Source organism: Desulfatiglans parachlorophenolica (assembly GCF_055394735.1).
Map to the genome: position 1 here is coordinate 2,946,597 of NZ_AP042460.1, position 19,552 is coordinate 2,966,148.

Genomic DNA, 19,552 nt, shown 5'->3' on the forward strand with positions numbered 1-19,552 from the left:
CTTGCCTCGCAGATCCTTGCACGCACGGCGCGGATGCTCCCCGATTGTTGGGAAGGGCGCTACCGTTACCGGCCTTCCCTGCTCGAGACCTTCGTCGAAAAGCAGCGTTTCACCGGCGCCTCGTACAAGGCCGCCAACTGGGTCTGCGTGGGGCAGACGCAGGGGCGAGGCAAGTGGGACCGGAAAAAGGCCTGTGACAAACCGGTCAAGACGATCTGGCTCTATCCGCTCAAGCGCCGGTTCAGGGAGGTCTTGTGCCGATGAAAAAATCACCCAAAAAGCTGAAGATATCCGCCGGCGAGTTCGAAGCGCTCCAGGACCGTATCAAAGAGCGGAACCTGACCGACTCGGACTATGACGTGCTCCTGGGGCTTGCCGAGACAGTGGCGCGCCTGCGGGAGGTCCTTGCCGAGAAAGAAACCTCCATCGCCCGGCTGTGCAAGTACCTGCTGGGGGCCCCGACCGAGACAGCCCGAAACATCCTCGAGGATAAAACCGAACCGGTCCGGAAAAAAGGCGACAAACCAAACCCCTGGGGGCACGGGAAAAACGGCGCAGGCCAGTACACCGGCGCTGCCAGGGTGCGCATCGCACACCCCGCTCTGAACTCGGGGGACCCCTGCCCAAGCTGTGAGAAGGGTAAACTATACGAACTGGCCATGCCGTCGGTCTTTGTTCATATCGTTGGAACAGCCCCTCTCAAAGCCACCGTTTATGAACGAATCCGCTTACGCTGCAATCTGTGCGGAGATATCTTCACCCCTGAGCTGCCCGAAGGGATCTCCGAGCAAAAATACGACGATTCCGCTACGCCCATGCTGGCGATACTGAAGTATGGCTGCGGCATGCCCTTCAACCGGATCGAGACCCTTCAAAGGAATCTGGGCCAACCTCTGCCCGCCTCCACCCAGTGGGATATCCTCGATACCGCAGCCGTAGCTCTGGCCCCGGTCATGGATGCCATGGTCTCATTCGCCGCGCAGGGCACGCTACTCCACAATGATGACACCTCCGCGAAGGTGCTCGCTTTCCTCAAAGAGCAGGATCCGGACAGCAAACGCAAAGGGATCTTCACCACAGGGATGGTCACCGAATCCGAGGGCCATCAGGTCGCCATGTTCATGACCGGCAGGCAGCATGCCGGGGAAAACCTGCACGACCTGTTGAAACGCCGGGCAACGGGGCTCCCCCCACCGATTCAGATGTGCGATGCCCTGAGCCGGAACGTATCCAAGGACTTTCAGACGATCCTGGCCAACTGCCTCGCCCATGCCCGCAGGAAGTTCGTGGAGCTGGTCGAGCGATTCCCGGACGACTGCGCTCATGTGATCAACGAGCTGGCAACGGTCTATATGCATGAAGCGATCGCCAGAACCGAAAAAATGTCTCCGGAGGATCGACTGGCTTACCATCGGCTCAACACTGAGCCCGTCATGACAGCTCTCGAGGCGTGGTGCCATCAGCAATTTGCGGAGAAGACCGTGGAGCCCAACTCCGGCTTGGGGAAGGCGATCACCTACCTCCTCAAACACTGGAAGGAACTGACCTGTTTTCTCAGGGTGCCTGGAGCCCCGCTGGACAACAATATCTGCGAAAGGGCCCTGAAGTTCGCCATCCTACACCGGAAAAACTCCCTCTTCTACAAGACGCAACGCGGCGCTTATGTCGGCGATCTCTTCATGAGCCTCATCCACACCTGTCAACTTTCAGGCGTCAACCCGCTCGACTACCTCACATGGCTCCTGAAGAGTACCAAAGCCCTGCAGTCCTCCCCGCACACCTTCATGCCGTGGCATTACCAGGATCAAAACCGCTAACCCTATCCCGGCCCGGGGCCCCTTGGGGTCTCCCGGCCTCAGCTTCATCCTCGCACGCTAAAAAAATTTTACATGCTGAAAATTTATTGACCTCTGCACGCCCGCCGAAAGGACACGAAAGCTCCCCCGCCTGTTAATGCCCCAAACGTCGAGGTCGGAGCCTGAGGCCGGTCCCGCCACCAGCCGGTCGAAGTTGCTCAGAAGCTCCTTATCTTTGAGCGATCCGCAGATTCCAGCGTACGAATCCATGATGTTCCGCTTGAGGATGTGGAGCAGATCGGCGTCGAGGCTCTCATAGGAGAGGCCTAAGACCCGCCTGGCGATGGTTTCTTCCAATGACATGGACCGGTTCTCAGTTGAAGCATTTGAGATAAACGAGCCCGAGCCTGATTTTGTCCACGGCGTCGAATTCGTAGTAGTCGGCGCACCCAAAATGGCAGACATCGCCCTTCTTGTAGTATCGGCCGTAGAACGAGCCATCCTCAACGAAGTCGAGTCGGATTTTCACCTGCAGATAAACCCGGCCGTCTCCGAAGACCACGTTTTCGGGTCGGCCCAGGATCTCCTTAAAGGCCGAATGGCTTTTCGTCCAGTAATCCAGGATTTCCCGTTTGCCTTTGAGAGCTCTTTCCGATGCGTGCCAAAGGCAATCCTCCGCCATGTACTTTTCGAAAAGCGCGTCGTAGTCGCGCTCGTTATAGGCTTGAAAGAAAGCCTCGATGTCCGCCGTCGTCGAGATCCCGATTTTTTTCATGGTTTCAACTACTTTGCTTGAGTTCTTCATAAGACTCGCCGCGATTTCATCTGTGGTCCGAACGTCGCCGAAAAACAGGCGAGTGTTCGTCAGGGTATTCTTCAACGCCCCGTCGTCCGGCGCCGTTGTGCCGTCCGAAACCAAAATAACTTCGTAGTCGAGCTGCATCGCGTCCCGGATCGTTGACTCGACGCACACGTTCGCGGCGATGCCGGCTATCAGGAGCTGCGTCCGGCCGAGCGCCTTGAGCTTGTCCTGCAGTTCGGGCGGCTTCGAGAGAAAGGCGCTGTAGCGGTTCTTGAAAACGATGTAGTCGCGGGAGCCATCGACGTCCATTTCGCGATAGATTTCAGTTCCCTTACCACGATTCATCACGCCCCGGGTTCGCTCCTCGTCATGGAACAGGCGATAGAATCCTCCGTCATCTGTATCACCGATAGAGGTAATATTCTGCCGGACCCAGATGACAGGGACACCGCCTTCCCGGCAGATATCAGCGAGGCGATTGATTCGTTCAATGACCGCGGCGATTCCCGGCATGCGTTTTCCGTCCACGGGCACACAAGAGAAGTTCTGCATATCTATGACGACAAACGCGGCTTTGCGAGCATCTGTAGTAAAGAAGTTCATATACATTTTTTTCCTTTGGCCTAACTCACACGGAGGGCGGCCTACCGAGGCGTTACCATCGCGCAAGAAGCGAGAAACAAGCGGGTAACCGCGATCTCCGCGACCATAAGAATGCGGCCCTTCCCACGCCTGCATTCCGCATCCATCCTTTCATTTCCTCCCCAGACTTGATGCCCAACGCTGCTATTCAGCCGCGCGGCTTTTTGCGTCGGCTGAAATAGTCTTGTTAGAAGTCTTCTATAAAACTACTTTTTTCATCAATTTTTCAACGGGGAATGGTTTCCCATGAGCAGGATAGATTTTCTTTACTCCATTATCAATCAGCTTCCTCCAACTGTTCTTTAAGGCAGACATATCTTCAGCAAATATTGGAAGGTTTGGACCTATTGTTAGCGGGAGACCATTCATGGCCATGTCTCCAACAAAAGCATCCCCGGAGTCCAGCACAACAGAAATGGAGCCGCGAGAATGACCCGGAGTAAATACAATCTTTCCCTTTATGCCAAATTCATCAAGTGAGTAATCTTCTTCTCCAATAACAATGTCAACTTCACTTGACTCTATTGAAAACTTCTTGCTCCAACTATTTAGGAAAGCGCCGAAAATTTTCCCCCATCGTGTTACACCTGGTGGCATAGCCGTTTCCCCTTTTACCAAAATGTTTTTCTCGTATTTTTGAACTATAACTTTTGCACCTGTCATATCTTTTATCTTTTTTGTGCAACCTATGTGATCCCAATGGCAATGGGTAATGACTATAGCTTTTATTTCCCTTGGATTAATACCTATATCCTTCAATCTTTTGGAAAATTTATTGAATTCTCCTGGCATTCCACCATCTACTAAAATCGTACTTTCATGTTTGATGATATAGCAATTATCGACACCAACTTTTATGATTTGTATATCCATTTTCTTCCTCTGATTTCTAACGGTTAAAATCACCAGCGCGGCTTTTTGCGTCCACTGAATTTTTTGGTTGGGCTTTGTTTGACTTTTAATTTTGTTTTCAAATCATCAATCGTAAGTGCTTGAGTAGAACGATGAATCATTGCATGGCAGTTGGGACAAATAGGCCTCAAGTCATTAATCGGATTTAACTCGTATTGCTCTCCTATCTCTGATAGAGGTTTTAAATAATGTACGTGGATATATTCAGCTCCATGGTCAGCATAAAAATCTTCAAACCTAAAACCGCAAACTTGGCAAGTAACCCCCCAATGCTGAATGCATTGTTTTCTTGCTTCTGAGTTTCTTTCATATTTGTTAACAACTACGGTTTGCTTTGCACCCTCTGTTACATTGGTTTGATTTGATATCTCTCCAGGCACATTTGAAAAAAATATTTCTTCCCGGCAATCTTTTATTACATCGAGAACAACGCAAATATGTTCAATATCAAATTGATCAATATTACAAATGAGAATCCAAGGCTTATCGTCTATATAAACAATTCTATTTCTTAAACTTTCTTCGATTTGCTCACTTATATTTATCCTTCCTGATGTCGTCATTATGATTGTGGAACGTAATATATAATGGCCATTGCTGTCTTTTGCGATTCTGCCCCTGATGGCATTAATATTTCCGTCATATTCGTATGGGATGTTGATTTCGAGTAAATTTTTTCTTTGATCATTTTCAATAAAACCAAAGAATATGTTATGGCGTAATACACCATTGCCATTTACACCTCGGTAGTCTGGTATCTGACCTATAGTATAGCCCTTGCTGCTATAATTTTCATTTTCTTCAATTAAATCGATAAATTTTCGGATATAGTTTTTAATCCTTTTTCGATGTTTGATAAATTCCATAATCTATCTCCAGTAGCCCAACTTTATATTTGACGTCTCAATTGAAGCCGCGAAAAACCTCGATTTGGCTGCCTATTGGATTTAGGTGGCTGATGTGTCGTATAAACCGATCCTAAGGGGATCTAGGCTTCAAATTTGACGCAATCGGATCTTGATATTCACAAGTGATAGCTGTATAAATAACTGTAAGTTTTTTGAGTGCGGCAAGATTCAGAGCATTGCCCCCACCTCGGATCGCCATTTCCCGATCGTTCCGCCTTTTCAAGTGCCCCCCGTCCGCCCCGCCGCCAAGTTGATCCACTCGGGTACGTACGAAGGGTGCCGGGCGTCCGCCGCCATCTAAGACCGCCCTACTGAAAGGCCCTTGTCGGAACCCGCGGGTAGACATCCCAGGAGAAATGCCATGGAAAAGCCGAAACTTCTCGACCAGGTCTGGGCTGCGCTTCGTATCCGGCACATGAGCTATCGCACCGAACAGACTTACGTCCATTGGATCAAGTGCTTCATTTTCTTCCACAACCGGAAGCACCCACTGGAAATGGGAGAAGCCCAGGTCAGTGCTTTCCTGAGCTATCTGGCTGTGGAAAAAAGGGTGGCGGCCTCCACCCAGAATCAGGCGCTCTGCGCCATCCTGTTCCTTTACCGCAACGTGCTCAAGAAAGACCTCGGCTGGATCGAGGACATCGAACGGGCCAAAAGACCCCGCCGGCTTCCGGTCGTCTTCACACGGGACGAGGTTAGGGCCATTCTCGACCGCCTCGACGGAGTCCTTTGGATCATGGCGGCCCTTCTCTATGGGTCTGGGTTGCGGTTGATGGAATGCCTCCGACTTAGGGTCAAAGACGTCGACTTCACCTATGGCCAGATCACCGTCCGGGACGGTAAGGGGCAGAAGGACCGGGTCACCATGCTCCCGGAGCCGGTTGGGGAGCCCCTTCAGCGGCACCTCGAAAAGGTGCGGCTCATCCACGGGCCTGACCTCGATAACGGTTTTGGAAGGGTCAATCTCCCCTTCGCACTGGCCAGGAAATACCTCAACGCCCCGCGCGAGTGGGGCTGGCACAGTATGTGTTTCCAGCCTCCAAACTGTGCAGAGACCCCAGCACATCCGCTGTCACACGCCATCATCTGCATGAATCTGTCCTGCAGCGCGCTGTCAAAACGGCGATCCGGGAGGCCGGTATCGTTAAACACGGAAGCTGCCATACGTTCAGGCACAGTTCCGCCACCCACCTGCTCGAAAATGGCTACGATATTCGAACGGTCCAGGAACTGCTGGGTCACAAAGATGTCAGCACAACGATGATCTATACGCATTTAGTCGGCAAAGGAGGGAAAGCGGTCAAAAGCCCGTTGGATTGAAACACGGTGAGTGTGGGGAATTTCCACTACCGTCGAGAATGATGTTCCCTCATGTTTCAGCGCACCTTTTTCTGCGCATAGTTGCGGCTTGACTACCGATCGGGCAAATCATCGTAAAAGTCATACCGAATGTCAATCTAATTTCGTTTATATATTGAACAGAAAGAGCGATTTAAGCTTGAAGGGCATTTTGGACGTCTTACATACGCTGTAAGGGCATATGCTTGAATTGACACAGGCTGTGGGCAAGGGAAAGGTGTATGCATCAGACGCTTGGGCGGCCGTTCCCGTTCTTGTCGATGTTCCGGTCCAGGGCGTAAATCGCAGGGGGATAGGCGTCGCCCTTTTCGTAGTGGGAGAGAACCCCCTTCAGGAGGCTGACGAAGCCCGGGAGCCCGGAAAAGACCCTCACGGCGCTCATGACGATCAGAAGGTAGTAAACGGCCTGGATCGTGCGTATCTCGACGCGGGCGATCAGGAGGCCGAAGAGCTGCATCAGGGGCGGCACCAGCATGAAGGCCCAGAGCGTGTCGGTGATGAAGATCGGCAGGAAGAGGCTGAAGAGCGCGTTATGGAACGCGACGCGTCCGAGTCCGACCTCGACCCCCGTGGACAGGGCGAAGGGCAGGGCCGAAGCCAGCAGGAGGAGGAGCAGCAACTTGACGAAGGACAAGATGGAATCGACCGGCCTCGCGCCGAACCGGCCGGCCAGTCCGGGGATAAGCCCCATCAGTCCGTTGGCGAAGCTCCAGTGCAGGGCGAAGAGCGGGCCCTTGCCCGCGAAGGCGTAGCCGAGCATGTCGCCCGACGCCCCCGTGGCGAAGCCGGCCAGAGGACCCCGATGAACATGGGCAGAGCGACCTGCGGCCGCAGCTCCGCAAAACTGCAGCCCGGCAGCCAGTATTTTCCGGACAGAAAGTTCGCGATCCCGTAAACGCACCCCATCGGCACGCAGACAGCGGCGATACGTCAATGGAGATGGCGCCGGCGGAGCTGGACGTCACCGAAGGAACCTGCGGGTATGTCCGGGAGGAAGGCGGGCTGGAGCGGGAGGTCTTCAAGAGGGCGCGGCCGCCGAACGTCAAGTTGGCCTGCCGGGGCCTAGCAGCAAAGCAGCACCGGTCAGTTTCCAACGCCATGTTCGGCGCTTGAGCTATTTGCTTTAAGACCGCCAAGGGGCAACGGCTTAATATTCTCCAGGGCGTCGAACTCAGATTTCTTAGCGAAATAAAGATCCCATCTCAGCTGAACATTCATCCAGAAGTCTTCTGACACACCAAAAACCTTTGCAAGCCTTAAGGCCGTACTTGGAGTAATTCCACGCCGCCCGTTGATAATTTCATTGATGCGTTGATAAGGTACTTTTATCGCATTGGCTAAATCTCGCTGAGTTATGCCCATAGGCTTCAAAAACTCTTCCAACAGCATTTCGCCAGGATGGGTTGGTGCCCTATGAGTAGGTATCCGTATCATTGCAGCTCCTCATGGTTGTATTTATTAGTGATAATCCGCTATTTCAACATCCATGGGCCCGGTTTCGGTCCAAGTGAAACAAATACGATATGGATCGTTTATGCGGATGCTGTATTGTCCGTTTCTGTCACCCGACAGCGCCTCCAATCGATTTCCGGGCGGAACACGCAATTCATCAAGAGTCAGGACAGAATCAAGCCTATCAAGCTTTCTAAACGCGATCGCCCAGAGGCTTTGCGGACAAATTTTCCTCGCAGCTTTGGTTGACCGGCCGTTGAAAATCTCCTCCGCTGCGATCGGCCTCGAAATGTATTCCGGAGAAGACCGCATCCTCTAAATCGGCGCCGGCGCCGCCGACGGGACGCGCACCTTCGCTCGCTGAGGCGGAGGCGGCCTCGAAAGGGCGCCGGCGGAGCTGGATGTCAGCAAATCGAATTTTTCCATATTCATTACTGCAAGAGTTTCGTCGTCATTGAGTGCTCGGATCTCAATTTTCTTCTTCATGGCCTAGCTTTTTGTCATGCTATGCCGAATGAATTGCATAACCTGTGCAGCAACCACGATTGGCAAAACCGCCGGCTTCAATCCGCTTGAGGTTGATGCAGGCGTTCGGCCTTTGAATCTGCAGCAACAGGTTCAGCATGAATTCTCAATCCTAGCGCTCCTATCACTTTGAGGATCGTGTCAAAGGTCGGGGTCCGTTCCCCGGAAAGAGCCTTGTACAGGCTTTCACGAGATAGGCCAGCATCCTTCGCTACCTGAGACATGCCTTTGGCGCGGGCGATATCCCCCAAAGCCTTGGCGATGAAAGCAGCATCTCCGTTGGCCTCCTCAAAACAAGCTTCCAGGTATGCTGCCGTTTCCTCAGGTGTACGGAGGTGCTCGGCAACATCGTAGCGTGTGGTCTTTGTCTTTGGCATAATAGCTCCTATAGATTGCGAGCGAGTCGCAAGGCAGTCTCGATGTCGCCGGCTTGGGTGCGCTTGTCTCCGCCAGCAAGCAAGATGACCAATGCTTGACCCCTGTGCGTATAGTACACACGGTACCCGGGTCCATAATCGATCCGCAGCTCTGAGACTCCTTCGCCAACCGGCCTCACGTCCCCCGGATTCCCAGTCGCCAGACGCTCGATCCGCACCTGAATGCGAGCCCGGCCCCGGAGGTCACGCAAGCCATCGAGGCACTTAGTATCCATCCGGGAATGATTCCCCGGTACAACCCGGTTTCCAATCCGGAAATGAGGATTTTTTGCCAATATCAAGGAAATCAAGCGTTTGCGCGGAGGCGACCTGTGGGTCGCCGCACAAGCAAACGTGCAGATTGACGCCGAGATTGGCAAAAAAGACCATTTCCGGATGGAAACCACTTAGCAAAGGCCTCGGTTTTGCGGATTTCGATCATAACGGCCATTGTAGCCAATAGGCTACACCCTTAGCAAGTTCTATTTGGCCGGCCCCGTCTTCACAGGAACAGGCATTTCGTAGCTGCCATCCACCACCGCCTGATAGGGTCCGTAGAACCTGGCTGTGAAACGGAAGTCGCCTTCCGGTGCGGGCAGCCAGTTTTTGGCTTGGTTCAGATCTTCGGGCTTGCTGTGCTGCACATAGATCACCAGTTTGCCGTCCTCCACCACCAGATCGCCATGCTCCAACATATAGCTGTTGATCTCGTACCGGTCAATCTCGTTGGCCACAAAATAGCCCTGCGCGTTGTAGATGGGAATCGACCAGAATTCGGTGACCGGTGGCAAGTTGCTCATGTCAAAGGTGATCGTATAGGTGTTGGAGCCGTTCAACGGCTCGCCGTCTGCGTCGGTGAACCGGAACGCCCCGAGATGGGAAATGGCCTTGTCACAAGCGCCCCATCCGGCATCGGCTATCACCGCACGATCGATCCAGTTGGTTGCAAAGTCACCCTCCGCCCGGGCCACCTGCCAGCCGTTCATATCGACCAGGCCTGTCGTGAGCGCCTTGCGAACGCCGTCGAACCCAGCCTGGAATCCGGCCTCCATAGCCGCCTTGGTGTTGCGGCGGAGCGAATCCCAATCAAAAGCGAGACCTCGACCGATCCCTATCGACTTGAGTCGTTCGAGCATCTGCATCTCCGCAAGGGAATCTGGCATAATGGTCATGCTTGGGTCGTTCATGACCATGTTCAGGATCGTATAAAAGTCCTCTGCGGTCTGTTCGTCGACCTGACCGATGGCGATTTCCGGCATGCGCGGGTACACCGCAAAGTCGCCCTGGACAATCTCGCGTTCGGTTTGCGGTACGCCGGTGTTGTCGTTGGCCGTCCAGTCGCTCAGGAGCGTCGCCGTGATCTGGTCCTGATATTCATTGATCTGCTCGATTTCTTCGTCGGTCCCGCTCTCCACCGCAATTCGCACGATCACATAGGCGGTTTCGCTGGGCCAGAAGATGATATCGGTGGCGGGAAAAATTCCCGGCAGCTTGCCGTCATATCCGGGCGGCACGAAAAGATACTTCCGGCTCCGGGTGCCGTTGAAGGGGCTCCCCACAACGGTGTGGAAGATGCCGTATTGATCCATGATCTGCAGGCTGAAGTAACGATCGGTGATCTCGGCCATCTCGATCACAACCGGTTCCTCCCGCAGATCGATGAAACCGGAGCCATAGAGCGTGGTGGATTGGGGCGTTACCACATAAAAGTCCGGTGTGATCTTCTTGCGCACCCAAAAAAACCGATTGATTCCCGAGTATGCACTGTTTCCTGGGTCATCGTTTTGGGTAATGGTCCAGCGCTGGCCATAGTAGATCACCTGCTGCAGGCCATAGTAGTAAGCTTTCTCGGCAATCTCCCGGACCTGCCACGGCGGCACTCTTTTCGCTGCGGAAGCGCTATCCGCCAACACAATCGCCACAACCCCAATCGCGACTGACGCAGACGCCAATGCTATGCCCATGGCCCGAAGAGCGCCTTTCGGCCATAGAATACTACGGTCCGGCCTCCGAGTGCTCATTTCATGATCCTCCTATCGATTGTGATTTGGCTGTTGCGCTGCTACGACGATCTGCGTTGTACAAAAGCCTGTCTAACCGATCTACCAAAACCAATTGCTCGAAAAAAAGAAGCACGGAATGACCGTCCGGTGCAGCAGCTTGTCAGGCACACCGCTCAATGGTGTATACCATTCTTTCGCCCCGTTCTTTTATTTCAATATTCTTGAGTATTTTCATGCCCAGCTTCAACAATACCTTGTTCGATGCGACGTTGTTTGGATGGGCCAAAGCGAATAAACGGTCAATGTCCAGGTTTTTAAAGGCGTAGTCTATTTGCGCTCTCCCAATTTCTGTCGCATAGTCTTTCCCCCATGAGATGTCCTGGAATGCAAAGCCGAATTCGAATTCTTTTCCAGTATCGACGTACTCACATGGTGTAATGCCGGCAAATCCGATAAACTTCTTCTCGGCCAAATCGAAAACAGACCCCAATCCAGTATTGTCGTTTTGTTTCATGAAATATTGATCGATCAAAACATCTGCTTCTTCTGATGACATGGGCCTGCCAGCAAATAAATGCCTCATTACAGAGGGATCGCTGAGCATGCTTTTTAATGGGGATTTCTCAAAGTCTTTTAAATTTGAGAGAAGGAGTCTTTCAGTTTTTATTGAATACATTTTATCTGCCCAATGTTCGCTTCGCAGCGGCGCGGCTTTTTGCGCTCCGCTGCAAAGGTTCTGTCATGCGCGCGAAGCGTCCGCTATTTCCAATAATATAGAGCGCTTTTCCCAAGCTCTTCCTCAATTTCCAGCAGACGATTGTACTTGGCAATACGTTCGCTTCGGCTAGCCGATCCGGTCTTCAGGTGCCCCCCGTCCATAGCGACGGCGAAATCGGCCAGGAAGGCGTCTTCAGTCTCGCCGGAACGATGCGAGAGGAAATAGCGCCAACCTGAATCGCGGCACATTCGAACGGCCTCGATCGTTTCGGATACGGTTCCGATCTGATTGAGTTTGATAAGGGCAGAATTCGCTGTGCCCTCTTTGATTCCCCTTGCGATATACCGCGTATTGGTGACAAAGATGTCATCTCCGACAACTTCGATTCCCTTGCCATGTCGGGCTGTAAAACGCTTGAACCCTTCCCAATCATTTTCTGCCAAAGGATCCTCCCAGAGCACAATCGGGTATTTGTCAATCCACTCGCCGGCCAGTGCAATAAGTTCATCACTGCTCATTTTTCCGGCCCGTGAGCGATTCAGGTCGTATTCTCCATCCTTGTCCAGTCCAAATGACGTCGCTGCGCTATCCATGGCGATTGCAATATGCTCACCCGGCTTATAACCGGCCTTTTCAATCGCCAGCACGATTGTTTCTATTGCGTCTTCATTGCTTGAGAAGTTCGGTGCGAAGCCTCCCTCGTCGCCCACACCCGTCGATAATCTCCGGTCTTTCAAAATACCCTTGAGTACATGAAATGTCTCGGCAACGTAACGCAGCCCTTCGCGAAACGTAGGGGCGCCAATCGGAACGGCCATGAACTCCTGGAAGTCCACGCTGTTGTCTGCATGTTGGCCGCCATTGACGATGTTCATACACGGGACCGGCAATCGTCTCGCTCCGACGCCGCCAAGGTATTGGTAGAGGGGGATATGTGCGGACTGAGCCGCCGAACGAGCGACAGCCATGGAGACGCCAAGGATGGCATTGGCCCCCAGCTTCGATTTATCTTCCGTTCCATCGATCTCGATCATTCGTCCGTCGATAAGGGCTTGCCCGGATGCTTCCAGTCCAATCAAGGATGGGGCGATGACTTCGTTGACATTGGACACCGCCTTGAGAACCCCTTTGCCTGCATATCGTGAGCTGTCACCGTCACGTAATTCGAGGGCCTCATTTTCGCCCGTGCTGGCGCCAGAAGGGACAGATGCGGAGGAACACGTGTCGTCATTGAGCTCGACGAACACACGTACGGTCGGATTCCCTCGGGAATCAAGGATTTCCATTGCTCGTATTTTGGAGATGGTGGCCATTGCATTCTCCTTTCCGGGTAGGTGCCTCATGGAGGGCATCACGGGTGGCGCACCCCGCGCCGTCACGTGCTTGCCCTGGTTGACGATTCTCTCTTCATCACTGCATCAACAACAGGCTCAACGCCATCACCAGCATGCCGGCCGTTAGTCCGTAAAGACTGTCATGACCTCTTCCGTAAGCCCTGCTTGTTGGAAGTAATTCGTCCAGGCTGATGTACACCATGATGCCCGCCACACCCGCGAAAAGGACGCCCATGATCTCCGATGGAATCACCCCGGTGCTGCCTCCAAAGAAGAACCGGATCGCAAGGTATCCCAAGCCGGCCCCGATCGGTTCCGCCAGGCCGCTGAGCACAGAGTAAAAAAAGGCTTTCTTACGGCTCGCTGTGGCGTAGAAGATGGGGACGGATACGCTGATCCCTTCGGGGATGTTGTGAAGCGCGATCGCCACGCCGATAGCCACGCCCAGGCTCGGGTCCTCCAGGGCCGCCAGGAAAGTGGCCAATCCTTCCGGGAAGTTGTGAATTCCTATTGCCAGCGCGGTGAACAGCCCCATCCGCATAAGCTTACGGTGATCAGCGCCGTGATCGTGAAAGCCTTGCCCCCTCAAGGGCATGGTTGTTGCGGAATCGAAGTCCGGAATCGGAGCGGTCGGGTCGTGGAGCGGCCGTGTCTCCGTTTCCGAGTGGATTTCGTGGGGGTTCTCTGCGGACGGGATCAGGTTGTCGATAAGTCCAATCAGCAGCATCCCGCCAAAGAAGGAGGCTGTATTGATCCAACTCCCCGCGTAATCCCCGAAACGCTCCGAGAGGGATTCGGCGCCCTTGAAAAAGATCTCCACAAACGAAACGTAGAGCATCACGCCAGCCGAGAATCCCGCTGCCACCGAGAGAAACCGGTAGTTTGTTCTCTTGGCGGTGAACGCGATGACACTGCCGACCCCGGTTGCCATTCCCGCAAACAGAGTCAGGCCAAATGCAACCACTACGTCATTCATAACAAACCCGTGACTAAGGAACTAATCTTACATTCCACTGACTCATTGAAGCCGTGTAAGAGGCGGCCTTGATCGCCGCCCAACGCTTTTCATCGAGCGCGGCTTTTTGCGATCCGCTGTAAAAGCATTGTTGGGCAATTGTGATTCAAATTCACCTCTTGGAACGCCAGATTGACGGATAATGGATTGTAGTGTTCCTGTACGCAATTCTGATTGGTTTGGGACCGGCACGGTAATCGTGGTATCAGGAAGTTGCCTCTGCATAACGATATGACTGCCACGTTGCCAAATTTCTTCGAATCCATGACGCGAAAGAATAGCGCAAACCTGTTTCCCGGAAAGCATACGAAGCTCACCCAATGGCAACCTCCACTTGGGTCACATATACTTCCTCATGAAAGTGGGCACGAATTTCTGAGGGTGAGGTTGTTTCAAAAAATAACTCGAGTGCCTCCTGAAGATTTTTGCGAGCATCTTCTATTGTATCTCCCTTCGGCCCGTTGCTCATCGACGTCCCGGTGGAACCGGCAGGTCACGAATCGGTTCCCATTGGCATAGATGCGGAGGTGCCCACGCGGCGCGGGGTCTGGCTTAACCGTTTTCTACAGGGTGACGGATGCGTATTCGGGTCTCTTCAATCACGAGGATGGCGCCTGGAAGAATATCCAGGTCCTGGCGAAAGAGCTGCCGGCAGACACGGGCGACCTGTTCAGGTTTCAAGTCGTTGAGCCGCAGATAGAGGATGCCGTAGAACGGTCTCCCTTCATTGATGGCCATGGTTCCGAAATCAGAGTCGTGGGTGAGGACAAACCGGTGCCCCCTCAACGCCATATCGAGGATCTCCTGGTCTTCTTTTCCGTACCAACGCTCCTCTTTGACATCAAGAACGTCAAGCCCTTGGTCCCGCAGGCATTTCACCACCTTTGGCGAGATGTTTTCGTCTGTAAGGATTTGGATGGAGTCGAGTTTCATGGTGCGGCCGTCTCCAGCGCCACATAGATCTCATTTTTGCAGGAACGTGCGGCATACCGAAGGCATGCCTGAATATCCTCTCTTGTCAAATGGGGATAGTCTTCAAGGATGTCTTCCTCCGACACATCGGAGGCCAGCAGATCGAGAATGAACTCTACCGAGATACGCGTTCCTCGTATAATCGGTTTTCCCCCCAGTATCTTCGGGTTGGCTGTGATGCGCTCGATCATGGTACGCCTCCTATTCATGGTTCCTGAAAGCCGGTCAATCGCGATTTGCCTTCTTCAACAGCGGCTGCCGGAATTGCTTTTTTCATTTCGCCATCATACACCAAATCAACGCACATGTTCATCCCGATTCCGCCTCAATCAAACAGCCGCCCCTGGGTCATTCGGGAGACATCGTAGGCCGCGGATGGTTCGGATACCCGCGCCGATCCGTCCCCCTGCATCTCGGCCAGAAGGGCACGATAATCGGCCCGTTCCAGCAACTCCCGAAAGAGAGTGTGCCAGGGGCCGTCCGGGCTGGCTGGCTGCAGGGCGAGAAGGCGCATCATGACCGTCCGAACGGCAGTCCCGGTGCAGATTCTGGCGTTCCGCTTCTCAGGGTGGCGAACGTTATGCGCGAGTTGAAAGTACTCGACCACGGAGCCGTCTCGATTTTTGCGTTTGGTCGTTCTAATAAACATATTTACGTGGTTAGCATATACCACGCTGGATCTTTGCGGCGAGTGAAGCGAGTCCGCAACAGAGACTGGTTAACCACCAATTATCTCATTTAAGCCATCTATTATCAGAGCCAACTCTTCCTCGGATGCTTTGAATATATTCTTTCCGATCCGCTTTGTTGAAAAAACTTGAATCTGACTGATCTTTACCCAGGATTTCTACGGAAGACCCGGACCAGCCAGTTCCAGAGTCAAAGAGTAACCTGCCCTTTGCGGCTGACTGGTAATCGCTACGGCAATGATCGTGCCGGACCTCTCATTAAACACATTGTGGCTCAAAATAAGAACAGGGCGTAAGCCGCCCTGTTTACTGTTAATAACTGGGTTTAAATCTGCCCAATATATTTCACCCCTTAATATTCCGGCCATTCTTCCAGTTCCATTGAGAAGCCCTCTTCAGCTAACGATTGTCCAAATTCCGGATCAAGCTTGGCGCACTCCTGGGCCAGACGGCTTTTGTCGATCCGATTCAGTTTTTCTGTAACAGCTTGCTGAATAGCATTGCTGCGGCTTGGGAAAAATTTTGATTTCACGAGCAGATCGAGTCGCTTAAGTGTCCGGTCGTCAATAGTGATTGCGATCTTTGAAGCTGCCATATCTATCACCTCCGGGTATGATAACAAATCATGCCCGAAGCATCTGCCAATCTTTTTTGGCGGTTAACGCTCCGGGTAACCAGCGTCGCCTAAGCTTTTGTAAAAAATCGCCATCGTTCTCGGCGTCCGGTTGCCCCACTGTTATGTGCCTGCTCCAATCAAACCCTTTGATATTTTGTTCAAAATGGTCACAATGGTCAAAAAAGGAGGTCGATAATGGGAAAAAACACATCCGTGGGTAAAGCAAAGGCCACCTTTTCAAAGGGGCAGGGGCAAGGGGGCTCCCTACGCGATTCCCATGACTGCGGGCGAGGAGACACAAGTCGCCCGGTCGGCCCGCATTCTGAAAGAACTCGCTGGCAAACTCGGCCTGTAAGCGTATGTTCTCCCGGGGAGTTCCGGGTGGCGCCGTGCACGGAAACGACCTACTTGAAAACGACCTCGCATAATCTTATTTCAGAGAATGGCCATATGGGTAACACGGAATCTCGTATTGATTGAAAATAACTTCAGGATTGTCAGGGAATACCATCATGGGAAACGTTTTTGAGCACAAGCTCGCCGCCATCGAGCAACTCATCTCAGAAGGGCTGACCGCAGCCCGGGTGGCAGAGATTCTCACCCTCATCGAAGCACCGCCCGTGTCAGAACAGGTGCTGGAGCACATGAAAATTTACAGCGACACCCTTCCCAATCCCAGGGGGGGCGAAACGCCGTTCAGCCCTCAGCAGCGCTTTCTCCATTTTCTGTGGGATGTTTTCGACAAGCTGCCGTTGAGCCTGGTTGTTCCGTTTTCCATCCCCTTCAGGCGCCTGCTGGCAGCGCACCTCTTCAAGCGGTGCGGCGTCGCGTTCATTGCCGAGGAAAACGTCCGCTTCAACTTCGGGCAGTTTCTCGAGGTAGGCGACAACGTTTTTTTTTAACAGAGGGGTGTTTTTGGATACCAAGGGATGCATTGAACTCGGGAACTTCGTGGCCCTCGCCGAGGACGTTCGTATTTTTACCCACAGCCACTCCGAGTCATCCCACCTGGAGCGAACGTATGCGCGGGTTGTGATCGAGGACTACGCAAAGGTTTACGCAGGCGCTACGATTCTCCCCGGCGTTCGGGTGGGGACTGAGAGCATTGTGGCAGCCGGGGCCCTCGTCACCCGAGACGTTCCCCCGAACGGTGTTGTGGCAGGGTCCCCGGCCACCCTGATCCGGGAGCGGAAGAGCGACGGAAGGCACGGAGACGAGCTCGACCACATCTGGCTCTACTAGACACAATCCGGATAGGGGAAGGCCTCACGGCCTTCGCCACCGGGTCGCTAGAGGCGGTAACCCGCCTCCGGCTCCCACGGAACGCAGCGTACGGATTTCCCGCACTGCGCTCTTCAGAAATCGATTCACAGCTACCGTTTCTTGCCATAACGGGCCGCTCAGTCGCCGCACTTTTTGCGGTCGGCTGAAGTAGCAAGGTTATGGATTATTGTTAATTAACCAACTGATATATCATCATAAAATGATCTTTCATGTGATTTCGATTGCAAATTGACAAGCCCACGACAAAGAGATATTGTTTAATTCAACTGTTTGCCAAGCATTAGAGGAGAATATGCTACAATGGTAAATTATACTGCAAAATATACTAAAATAAGTTCAGGATACATGGGTCAACTGGTGGAGTGGCCCGAGGTCGTTACCGAAGGTAATGATCTTGAAAATTGCCGTGAAATGCTCCGGGATGCATTGCATGAAATGGTTCTCGCATACCAGCAGCTTGGCAAGGAGATCCCTCTCGGAAATGCACTCATTGAACAACTCCCTATAGAGATTCAAAGTGTCGGTCAAGCGTCGTGATTTAGTGGGACACCTCGAAGCGAACGGATTCCATCTTCTCAGAGAAGGAGCCAACCACTCCATCTACAGTAGTGGCAAAAAGGTTATTCCAGTGAAGCGCCATAAACAAATTGATCGAATAACCGCAAATGAAATCTGCAAACAGGCCGGTATCCAACCAATATTCTGATCTTCTTTTCTGCTGGCACACTTAGACCAAGCCATGACAATTCCATAACATCGCTAATCAGCCGCGCAGCTTTTTGCGTCGGCTGAATTAGCCATGTTATAATTTCCCCCAGGTTAACCTGGCTAACGTTTAACCAATCCCACTCGCTTGTTTTTGGCCCGCGCTTCTTCGGTGGTGTTGGGCATAACGGGTTTGGATTCACCATAACCCTTAGGCACGAGCCTGCTGGTATCGATATCGAACAGGGCAAGGTAGGCCACCACCGTTTCCGCCCGGCGTTGCGAGAGTTTCAAGTTGTAATCATCAGAGCCCTGGTCGTCGGTATGGCCCTGGACCTCGAGCATAAGGTCAGGGTTATCTTTAAGCAGAGTTACCAAATGCTGCAGCTCAAAAACGCGGTATGTCACGATCTTCATTTCTTGTTCACGCCGCACAGAATGCTATCCAAGCAAACCAATCAGGGGCATCTGTTTGACTTAATTAGTGCGGATAACACTTGCCTTAGCGGCGACGGTCTTACTGCGGTCTGCTGAAGGATTGTGTTCTACCTTTCTCTTCCTTCTCTAATGATATCCACGATTTCTTTTGTAGTTATTTTTGCTTTGATAGGGGGTACATCAAGTGGAGATGAGGCGACTTTTTCCGGTACAAGTGCGAAAATTCGGCCGTCCTTTCTTCGAATTAATACTTTGCCGGTAGTTTCGGCCTGTTCCAGCACCAAGGAAAGCTTTTGTCTAGCTTCTGAATAGGTATATACTTGCATTCTAAACCTCCAATGTTGCGACACTAATGCTTTGAGCCGCTAAAATTAATTTACGATCTAGAGTGAGGAGTGGAGATTTATATCTGATAGCGCAATCCAGGATATATGCATCGTAAGCATACATATTGATGGTTTTCGATAGTTTTAAAACATTCGCAAAATCTGGTTCGACATACCTCAATGGAATTCTCCTGAATATTGATAATCCCTTTTGAGCTTCATTGAGAGCCAATCTGTTTTGCTTAAACATGGCGAAAATGCGTTACCCATTTCCCAGGGGATTGAACCCGGCCCAAATAATGCTTTCCCGACGGTTATTTCTATAATTTTGGCACGTTCCGGCTCATCAACCAAAACGGCAATCAAAGCGGATGCGTCTATTACAATATCCATAGCAAATCTTTAAAACGGATTTTTAGACAATTGCACAACAACTATGGTGTTTGTCAAGTGATAGGAGGCGGAACGAGAAGCAAGCCGGCACCTTTTCAAGAGGCTTCGGCATCGGCTTTCCGGACCGCTTACCGGAGAACTTGAATGTTCGGGGCGGGTGATGTATGGTTGTAATTTTTGGGAGGTTTTCCTGACCGAACGCCCCGGGCGCCGGCAGAATTCTGAACGATCGGAGACCGACCACCTG

29 protein-coding genes and 3 pseudogenes are annotated in these 19,552 nt (G+C 52.4%); 8 read left to right on the top strand and 24 right to left on the bottom strand.

The genetic code is table 11. The features are described from left to right. Positions 1–33 precede the first annotated feature (33 nt). Together ACZ500_RS13815 and tnpC are read left to right on the top strand one after the other, a co-directional pair. On the top strand, positions 34–264 hold the full coding sequence (locus ACZ500_RS13815; RefSeq protein WP_464227923.1) for a Druantia anti-phage system protein DruA: 231 nt from the start codon (positions 34–36) through the stop codon (positions 262–264). Beyond that, complete coding sequence (gene tnpC / locus ACZ500_RS13820; protein ID WP_464227924.1) at positions 261–1,817, top strand: IS66 family transposase; 1,557 nt, start codon at positions 261–263, stop codon at positions 1,815–1,817. The genes ACZ500_RS13815 and tnpC overlap by 4 nt, the downstream gene beginning before the upstream one ends. A gap of 57 nt (positions 1,818–1,874) precedes the next feature. Here tnpC and ACZ500_RS13825 read toward each other — a convergent pair whose 3' ends face one another. The 4 genes from ACZ500_RS13825 to ACZ500_RS13840 all read right to left on the bottom strand — a co-directional run bounded on the left by ACZ500_RS13825 (position 1,875) and on the right by ACZ500_RS13840 (position 5,018). After that, positions 1,875–2,159: a hypothetical protein gene (locus ACZ500_RS13825; RefSeq protein ID WP_464227925.1), complete on the bottom strand. Its 285-nt coding sequence runs from the start codon at positions 2,157–2,159 to the stop codon at positions 1,875–1,877. A 10-nt stretch (positions 2,160–2,169) separates the two neighbouring features. Further along, positions 2,170–3,336 (bottom strand): isochorismatase family protein, encoded by a 1,167-nt coding sequence (locus ACZ500_RS13830; protein WP_464227927.1) that lies wholly within the window; start codon positions 3,334–3,336, stop codon positions 2,170–2,172. 102 nt (positions 3,337–3,438) lie between these two features. Continuing rightward, on the bottom strand, positions 3,439–4,113 hold the full coding sequence (locus ACZ500_RS13835) for an MBL fold metallo-hydrolase (protein ID WP_464227928.1): 675 nt from the start codon (positions 4,111–4,113) through the stop codon (positions 3,439–3,441). A 29-nt stretch (positions 4,114–4,142) separates the two neighbouring features. Beyond that, entirely contained in the window at positions 4,143–5,018 is an 876-nt protein-coding gene (locus tag ACZ500_RS13840; RefSeq protein WP_464227929.1) for an HNH endonuclease, read from the bottom strand. 403 nt (positions 5,019–5,421) lie between these two features. On the opposite strand from ACZ500_RS13840, the pseudogene ACZ500_RS13845 reads away from it, so the two are divergent. Beyond that, positions 5,422–6,380, top strand: a pseudogene (locus ACZ500_RS13845) (integron integrase). A gap of 265 nt (positions 6,381–6,645) precedes the next feature. Here ACZ500_RS13845 and ACZ500_RS13850 read toward each other — a convergent pair. Continuing rightward, a complete protein-coding gene (locus tag ACZ500_RS13850) occupies positions 6,646–7,179 on the bottom strand; it encodes a hypothetical protein (RefSeq protein ID WP_464227930.1) in 534 nt (177 codons plus the stop codon). Between the two features lie 173 nt (positions 7,180–7,352). Here ACZ500_RS13850 and ACZ500_RS13855 point away from each other — a divergent pair, with 173 nt between their 5' ends. After that, complete coding sequence (locus ACZ500_RS13855) at positions 7,353–7,532, top strand: hypothetical protein (protein WP_464227931.1); 180 nt, start codon at positions 7,353–7,355, stop codon at positions 7,530–7,532. Here ACZ500_RS13855 and ACZ500_RS13860 read toward each other — a convergent pair. The 16 genes and pseudogenes from ACZ500_RS13860 to ACZ500_RS13935 form a co-directional block, all read right to left on the bottom strand. After that, the gene (locus ACZ500_RS13860) at positions 7,503–7,853 is read right to left on the bottom strand and encodes a HigA family addiction module antitoxin (protein WP_084517056.1); all 351 of its coding nucleotides are present in this window, start codon (positions 7,851–7,853) and stop codon (positions 7,503–7,505) included. The genes ACZ500_RS13855 and ACZ500_RS13860 overlap by 30 nt on opposite strands. A gap of 24 nt (positions 7,854–7,877) precedes the next feature. After that, on the bottom strand, positions 7,878–8,183 hold the full coding sequence (locus ACZ500_RS13865) for a type II toxin-antitoxin system RelE/ParE family toxin (protein ID WP_464227932.1): 306 nt from the start codon (positions 8,181–8,183) through the stop codon (positions 7,878–7,880). A gap of 251 nt (positions 8,184–8,434) precedes the next feature. Then, positions 8,435–8,773, bottom strand: a complete 339-nt coding sequence (locus ACZ500_RS13870; protein WP_035253745.1) for an addiction module antidote protein — start codon at positions 8,771–8,773, stop codon at positions 8,435–8,437. An 8-nt stretch (positions 8,774–8,781) separates the two neighbouring features. Further along, positions 8,782–9,048 (bottom strand): type II toxin-antitoxin system RelE/ParE family toxin, encoded by a 267-nt coding sequence (locus ACZ500_RS13875; protein ID WP_464227933.1) that lies wholly within the window; start codon positions 9,046–9,048, stop codon positions 8,782–8,784. Continuing rightward, a complete protein-coding gene (locus ACZ500_RS13880; RefSeq protein WP_464227934.1) occupies positions 9,038–9,202 on the bottom strand; it encodes a hypothetical protein in 165 nt (54 codons plus the stop codon). Before ACZ500_RS13880 ends, ACZ500_RS13875 begins: the two co-directional genes overlap by 11 nt. A gap of 92 nt (positions 9,203–9,294) precedes the next feature. Further along, complete coding sequence (locus ACZ500_RS13885) at positions 9,295–10,833, bottom strand: DUF1254 domain-containing protein (RefSeq protein WP_464227935.1); 1,539 nt, start codon at positions 10,831–10,833, stop codon at positions 9,295–9,297. A 142-nt stretch (positions 10,834–10,975) separates the two neighbouring features. Beyond that, complete coding sequence (locus ACZ500_RS13890) at positions 10,976–11,491, bottom strand: GNAT family N-acetyltransferase (protein WP_464227936.1); 516 nt, start codon at positions 11,489–11,491, stop codon at positions 10,976–10,978. A gap of 83 nt (positions 11,492–11,574) precedes the next feature. Beyond that, a complete protein-coding gene (gene eno, locus ACZ500_RS13895; RefSeq protein ID WP_464227937.1) occupies positions 11,575–12,846 on the bottom strand; it encodes a phosphopyruvate hydratase in 1,272 nt (423 codons plus the stop codon). Positions 12,847–12,943: 97 nt separating this feature from the next. Further along, a complete protein-coding gene (gene zupT, locus ACZ500_RS13900; protein WP_464227938.1) occupies positions 12,944–13,843 on the bottom strand; it encodes a zinc transporter ZupT in 900 nt (299 codons plus the stop codon). 42 nt (positions 13,844–13,885) lie between these two features. Then, positions 13,886–14,203, bottom strand: a complete 318-nt coding sequence (locus tag ACZ500_RS13905; RefSeq protein WP_464227939.1) for a type II toxin-antitoxin system HicA family toxin — start codon at positions 14,201–14,203, stop codon at positions 13,886–13,888. Next, a pseudogene (locus ACZ500_RS13910) lies at positions 14,196–14,336 on the bottom strand (type II toxin-antitoxin system HicB family antitoxin); the annotation flags it as partial. The pseudogene ACZ500_RS13910 and the gene ACZ500_RS13905, both read right to left, overlap by 8 nt. 98 nt (positions 14,337–14,434) lie before the next feature. Next, the gene (locus ACZ500_RS13915; RefSeq protein WP_464227940.1) at positions 14,435–14,815 is read right to left on the bottom strand and encodes a DUF5615 family PIN-like protein; all 381 of its coding nucleotides are present in this window, start codon (positions 14,813–14,815) and stop codon (positions 14,435–14,437) included. Beyond that, positions 14,812–15,045, bottom strand: a complete 234-nt coding sequence (locus ACZ500_RS13920) for a DUF433 domain-containing protein (RefSeq protein ID WP_464227941.1) — start codon at positions 15,043–15,045, stop codon at positions 14,812–14,814. Before ACZ500_RS13920 ends, ACZ500_RS13915 begins: the two co-directional genes overlap by 4 nt. Positions 15,046–15,179: 134 nt before the next feature. Then, positions 15,180–15,461: a hypothetical protein gene (locus tag ACZ500_RS13925; RefSeq protein ID WP_464233139.1), complete on the bottom strand. Its 282-nt coding sequence runs from the start codon at positions 15,459–15,461 to the stop codon at positions 15,180–15,182. Between the two features lie 111 nt (positions 15,462–15,572). Next, positions 15,573–15,911 (bottom strand): annotated as a pseudogene (locus tag ACZ500_RS13930) (type II toxin-antitoxin system PemK/MazF family toxin). Further along, the gene (locus ACZ500_RS13935) at positions 15,896–16,138 is read right to left on the bottom strand and encodes a ribbon-helix-helix domain-containing protein (protein ID WP_464227942.1); all 243 of its coding nucleotides are present in this window, start codon (positions 16,136–16,138) and stop codon (positions 15,896–15,898) included. Before ACZ500_RS13935 ends, ACZ500_RS13930 begins: the two are co-directional and overlap by 16 nt. Before the next feature lie 533 nt (positions 16,139–16,671). Here ACZ500_RS13935 and ACZ500_RS13940 point away from each other — a divergent pair. The 4 genes from ACZ500_RS13940 (at position 16,672) to ACZ500_RS13955 (ending at position 18,149) form a co-directional block, all read left to right on the top strand. Next, a complete protein-coding gene (locus ACZ500_RS13940) occupies positions 16,672–17,061 on the top strand; it encodes a hypothetical protein (RefSeq protein WP_464227943.1) in 390 nt (129 codons plus the stop codon). Between the two features lie 7 nt (positions 17,062–17,068). Next, positions 17,069–17,401, top strand: coding sequence for an acyltransferase (locus ACZ500_RS13945; protein WP_464227944.1), 333 nt, complete (start codon positions 17,069–17,071; stop codon positions 17,399–17,401). A 342-nt stretch (positions 17,402–17,743) separates the two neighbouring features. Further along, positions 17,744–17,980, top strand: a complete 237-nt coding sequence (locus ACZ500_RS13950) for a type II toxin-antitoxin system HicB family antitoxin (protein WP_464227945.1) — start codon at positions 17,744–17,746, stop codon at positions 17,978–17,980. Further along, positions 17,961–18,149 carry a type II toxin-antitoxin system HicA family toxin gene (locus tag ACZ500_RS13955; protein ID WP_464227947.1) on the top strand — a complete coding sequence of 63 codons (189 nt, stop codon included), beginning with the start codon at positions 17,961–17,963 and terminating at the stop codon, positions 18,147–18,149. The genes ACZ500_RS13950 and ACZ500_RS13955 overlap by 20 nt, the downstream gene beginning before the upstream one ends. A 122-nt stretch (positions 18,150–18,271) precedes the next feature. Here the strand turns inward: ACZ500_RS13955 and ACZ500_RS13960 are convergent, their stop codons facing one another. The 3 genes from ACZ500_RS13960 to ACZ500_RS13970 all read right to left on the bottom strand — a co-directional run bounded on the left by ACZ500_RS13960 (position 18,272) and on the right by ACZ500_RS13970 (position 19,305). After that, the gene (locus ACZ500_RS13960) at positions 18,272–18,565 is read right to left on the bottom strand and encodes an OmpA family protein (RefSeq protein WP_464227948.1); all 294 of its coding nucleotides are present in this window, start codon (positions 18,563–18,565) and stop codon (positions 18,272–18,274) included. A gap of 128 nt (positions 18,566–18,693) precedes the next feature. Continuing rightward, positions 18,694–18,912 (bottom strand): type II toxin-antitoxin system prevent-host-death family antitoxin, encoded by a 219-nt coding sequence (locus tag ACZ500_RS13965; RefSeq protein ID WP_464227949.1) that lies wholly within the window; start codon positions 18,910–18,912, stop codon positions 18,694–18,696. Between the two features lie 177 nt (positions 18,913–19,089). After that, a complete protein-coding gene (locus tag ACZ500_RS13970) occupies positions 19,090–19,305 on the bottom strand; it encodes a hypothetical protein (protein WP_464227950.1) in 216 nt (71 codons plus the stop codon). Positions 19,306–19,552: the final 247 nt, after the last annotated feature.

Excerpts from the sequence above, each read along its gene's own strand:
- ACZ500_RS13815 (WP_464227923.1), top strand. The coding sequence starts at position 34 with ATGCTCCCCGATTGTTGGGAAGGGCGCTACCGTTACCGGCCTTCCCTG.
- tnpC (WP_464227924.1), top strand. The coding sequence starts at position 261 with ATGAAAAAATCACCCAAAAAGCTGAAGATATCCGCCGGCGAGTTCGAA.
- ACZ500_RS13825 (WP_464227925.1), bottom strand. The coding sequence starts at position 2,159 with ATGTCATTGGAAGAAACCATCGCCAGGCGGGTCTTAGGCCTCTCCTAT.
- ACZ500_RS13830 (WP_464227927.1), bottom strand. The coding sequence starts at position 3,336 with ATGCAGGCGTGGGAAGGGCCGCATTCTTATGGTCGCGGAGATCGCGGT.
- ACZ500_RS13835 (WP_464227928.1), bottom strand. The coding sequence starts at position 4,113 with ATGGATATACAAATCATAAAAGTTGGTGTCGATAATTGCTATATCATC.
- ACZ500_RS13840 (WP_464227929.1), bottom strand. The coding sequence starts at position 5,018 with ATGGAATTTATCAAACATCGAAAAAGGATTAAAAACTATATCCGAAAA.
- ACZ500_RS13850 (WP_464227930.1), bottom strand. The coding sequence starts at position 7,179 with ATGCTCGGCTACGCCTTCGCGGGCAAGGGCCCGCTCTTCGCCCTGCAC.
- ACZ500_RS13855 (WP_464227931.1), top strand. The coding sequence starts at position 7,353 with ATGGAGATGGCGCCGGCGGAGCTGGACGTCACCGAAGGAACCTGCGGG.
- ACZ500_RS13860 (WP_084517056.1), bottom strand. The coding sequence starts at position 7,853 with ATGATACGGATACCTACTCATAGGGCACCAACCCATCCTGGCGAAATG.
- ACZ500_RS13865 (WP_464227932.1), bottom strand. The coding sequence starts at position 8,183 with ATGCGGTCTTCTCCGGAATACATTTCGAGGCCGATCGCAGCGGAGGAG.
- ACZ500_RS13870 (WP_035253745.1), bottom strand. The coding sequence starts at position 8,773 with ATGCCAAAGACAAAGACCACACGCTACGATGTTGCCGAGCACCTCCGT.
- ACZ500_RS13875 (WP_464227933.1), bottom strand. The coding sequence starts at position 9,048 with ATGGATACTAAGTGCCTCGATGGCTTGCGTGACCTCCGGGGCCGGGCT.
- ACZ500_RS13880 (WP_464227934.1), bottom strand. The coding sequence starts at position 9,202 with ATGGTCTTTTTTGCCAATCTCGGCGTCAATCTGCACGTTTGCTTGTGC.
- ACZ500_RS13885 (WP_464227935.1), bottom strand. The coding sequence starts at position 10,833 with ATGAGCACTCGGAGGCCGGACCGTAGTATTCTATGGCCGAAAGGCGCT.
- ACZ500_RS13890 (WP_464227936.1), bottom strand. The coding sequence starts at position 11,491 with ATGTATTCAATAAAAACTGAAAGACTCCTTCTCTCAAATTTAAAAGAC.
- eno (WP_464227937.1), bottom strand. The coding sequence starts at position 12,846 with ATGGCCACCATCTCCAAAATACGAGCAATGGAAATCCTTGATTCCCGA.
- zupT (WP_464227938.1), bottom strand. The coding sequence starts at position 13,843 with ATGAATGACGTAGTGGTTGCATTTGGCCTGACTCTGTTTGCGGGAATG.
- ACZ500_RS13915 (WP_464227940.1), bottom strand. The coding sequence starts at position 14,815 with ATGAAACTCGACTCCATCCAAATCCTTACAGACGAAAACATCTCGCCA.
- ACZ500_RS13920 (WP_464227941.1), bottom strand. The coding sequence starts at position 15,045 with ATGATCGAGCGCATCACAGCCAACCCGAAGATACTGGGGGGAAAACCG.
- ACZ500_RS13935 (WP_464227942.1), bottom strand. The coding sequence starts at position 16,138 with ATGGCAGCTTCAAAGATCGCAATCACTATTGACGACCGGACACTTAAG.
- ACZ500_RS13940 (WP_464227943.1), top strand. The coding sequence starts at position 16,672 with ATGGGAAACGTTTTTGAGCACAAGCTCGCCGCCATCGAGCAACTCATC.
- ACZ500_RS13950 (WP_464227945.1), top strand. The coding sequence starts at position 17,744 with ATGGTAAATTATACTGCAAAATATACTAAAATAAGTTCAGGATACATG.
- ACZ500_RS13960 (WP_464227948.1), bottom strand. The coding sequence starts at position 18,565 with ATGAAGATCGTGACATACCGCGTTTTTGAGCTGCAGCATTTGGTAACT.
- ACZ500_RS13965 (WP_464227949.1), bottom strand. The coding sequence starts at position 18,912 with ATGCAAGTATATACCTATTCAGAAGCTAGACAAAAGCTTTCCTTGGTG.
- ACZ500_RS13970 (WP_464227950.1), bottom strand. The coding sequence starts at position 19,305 with ATGGATATTGTAATAGACGCATCCGCTTTGATTGCCGTTTTGGTTGAT.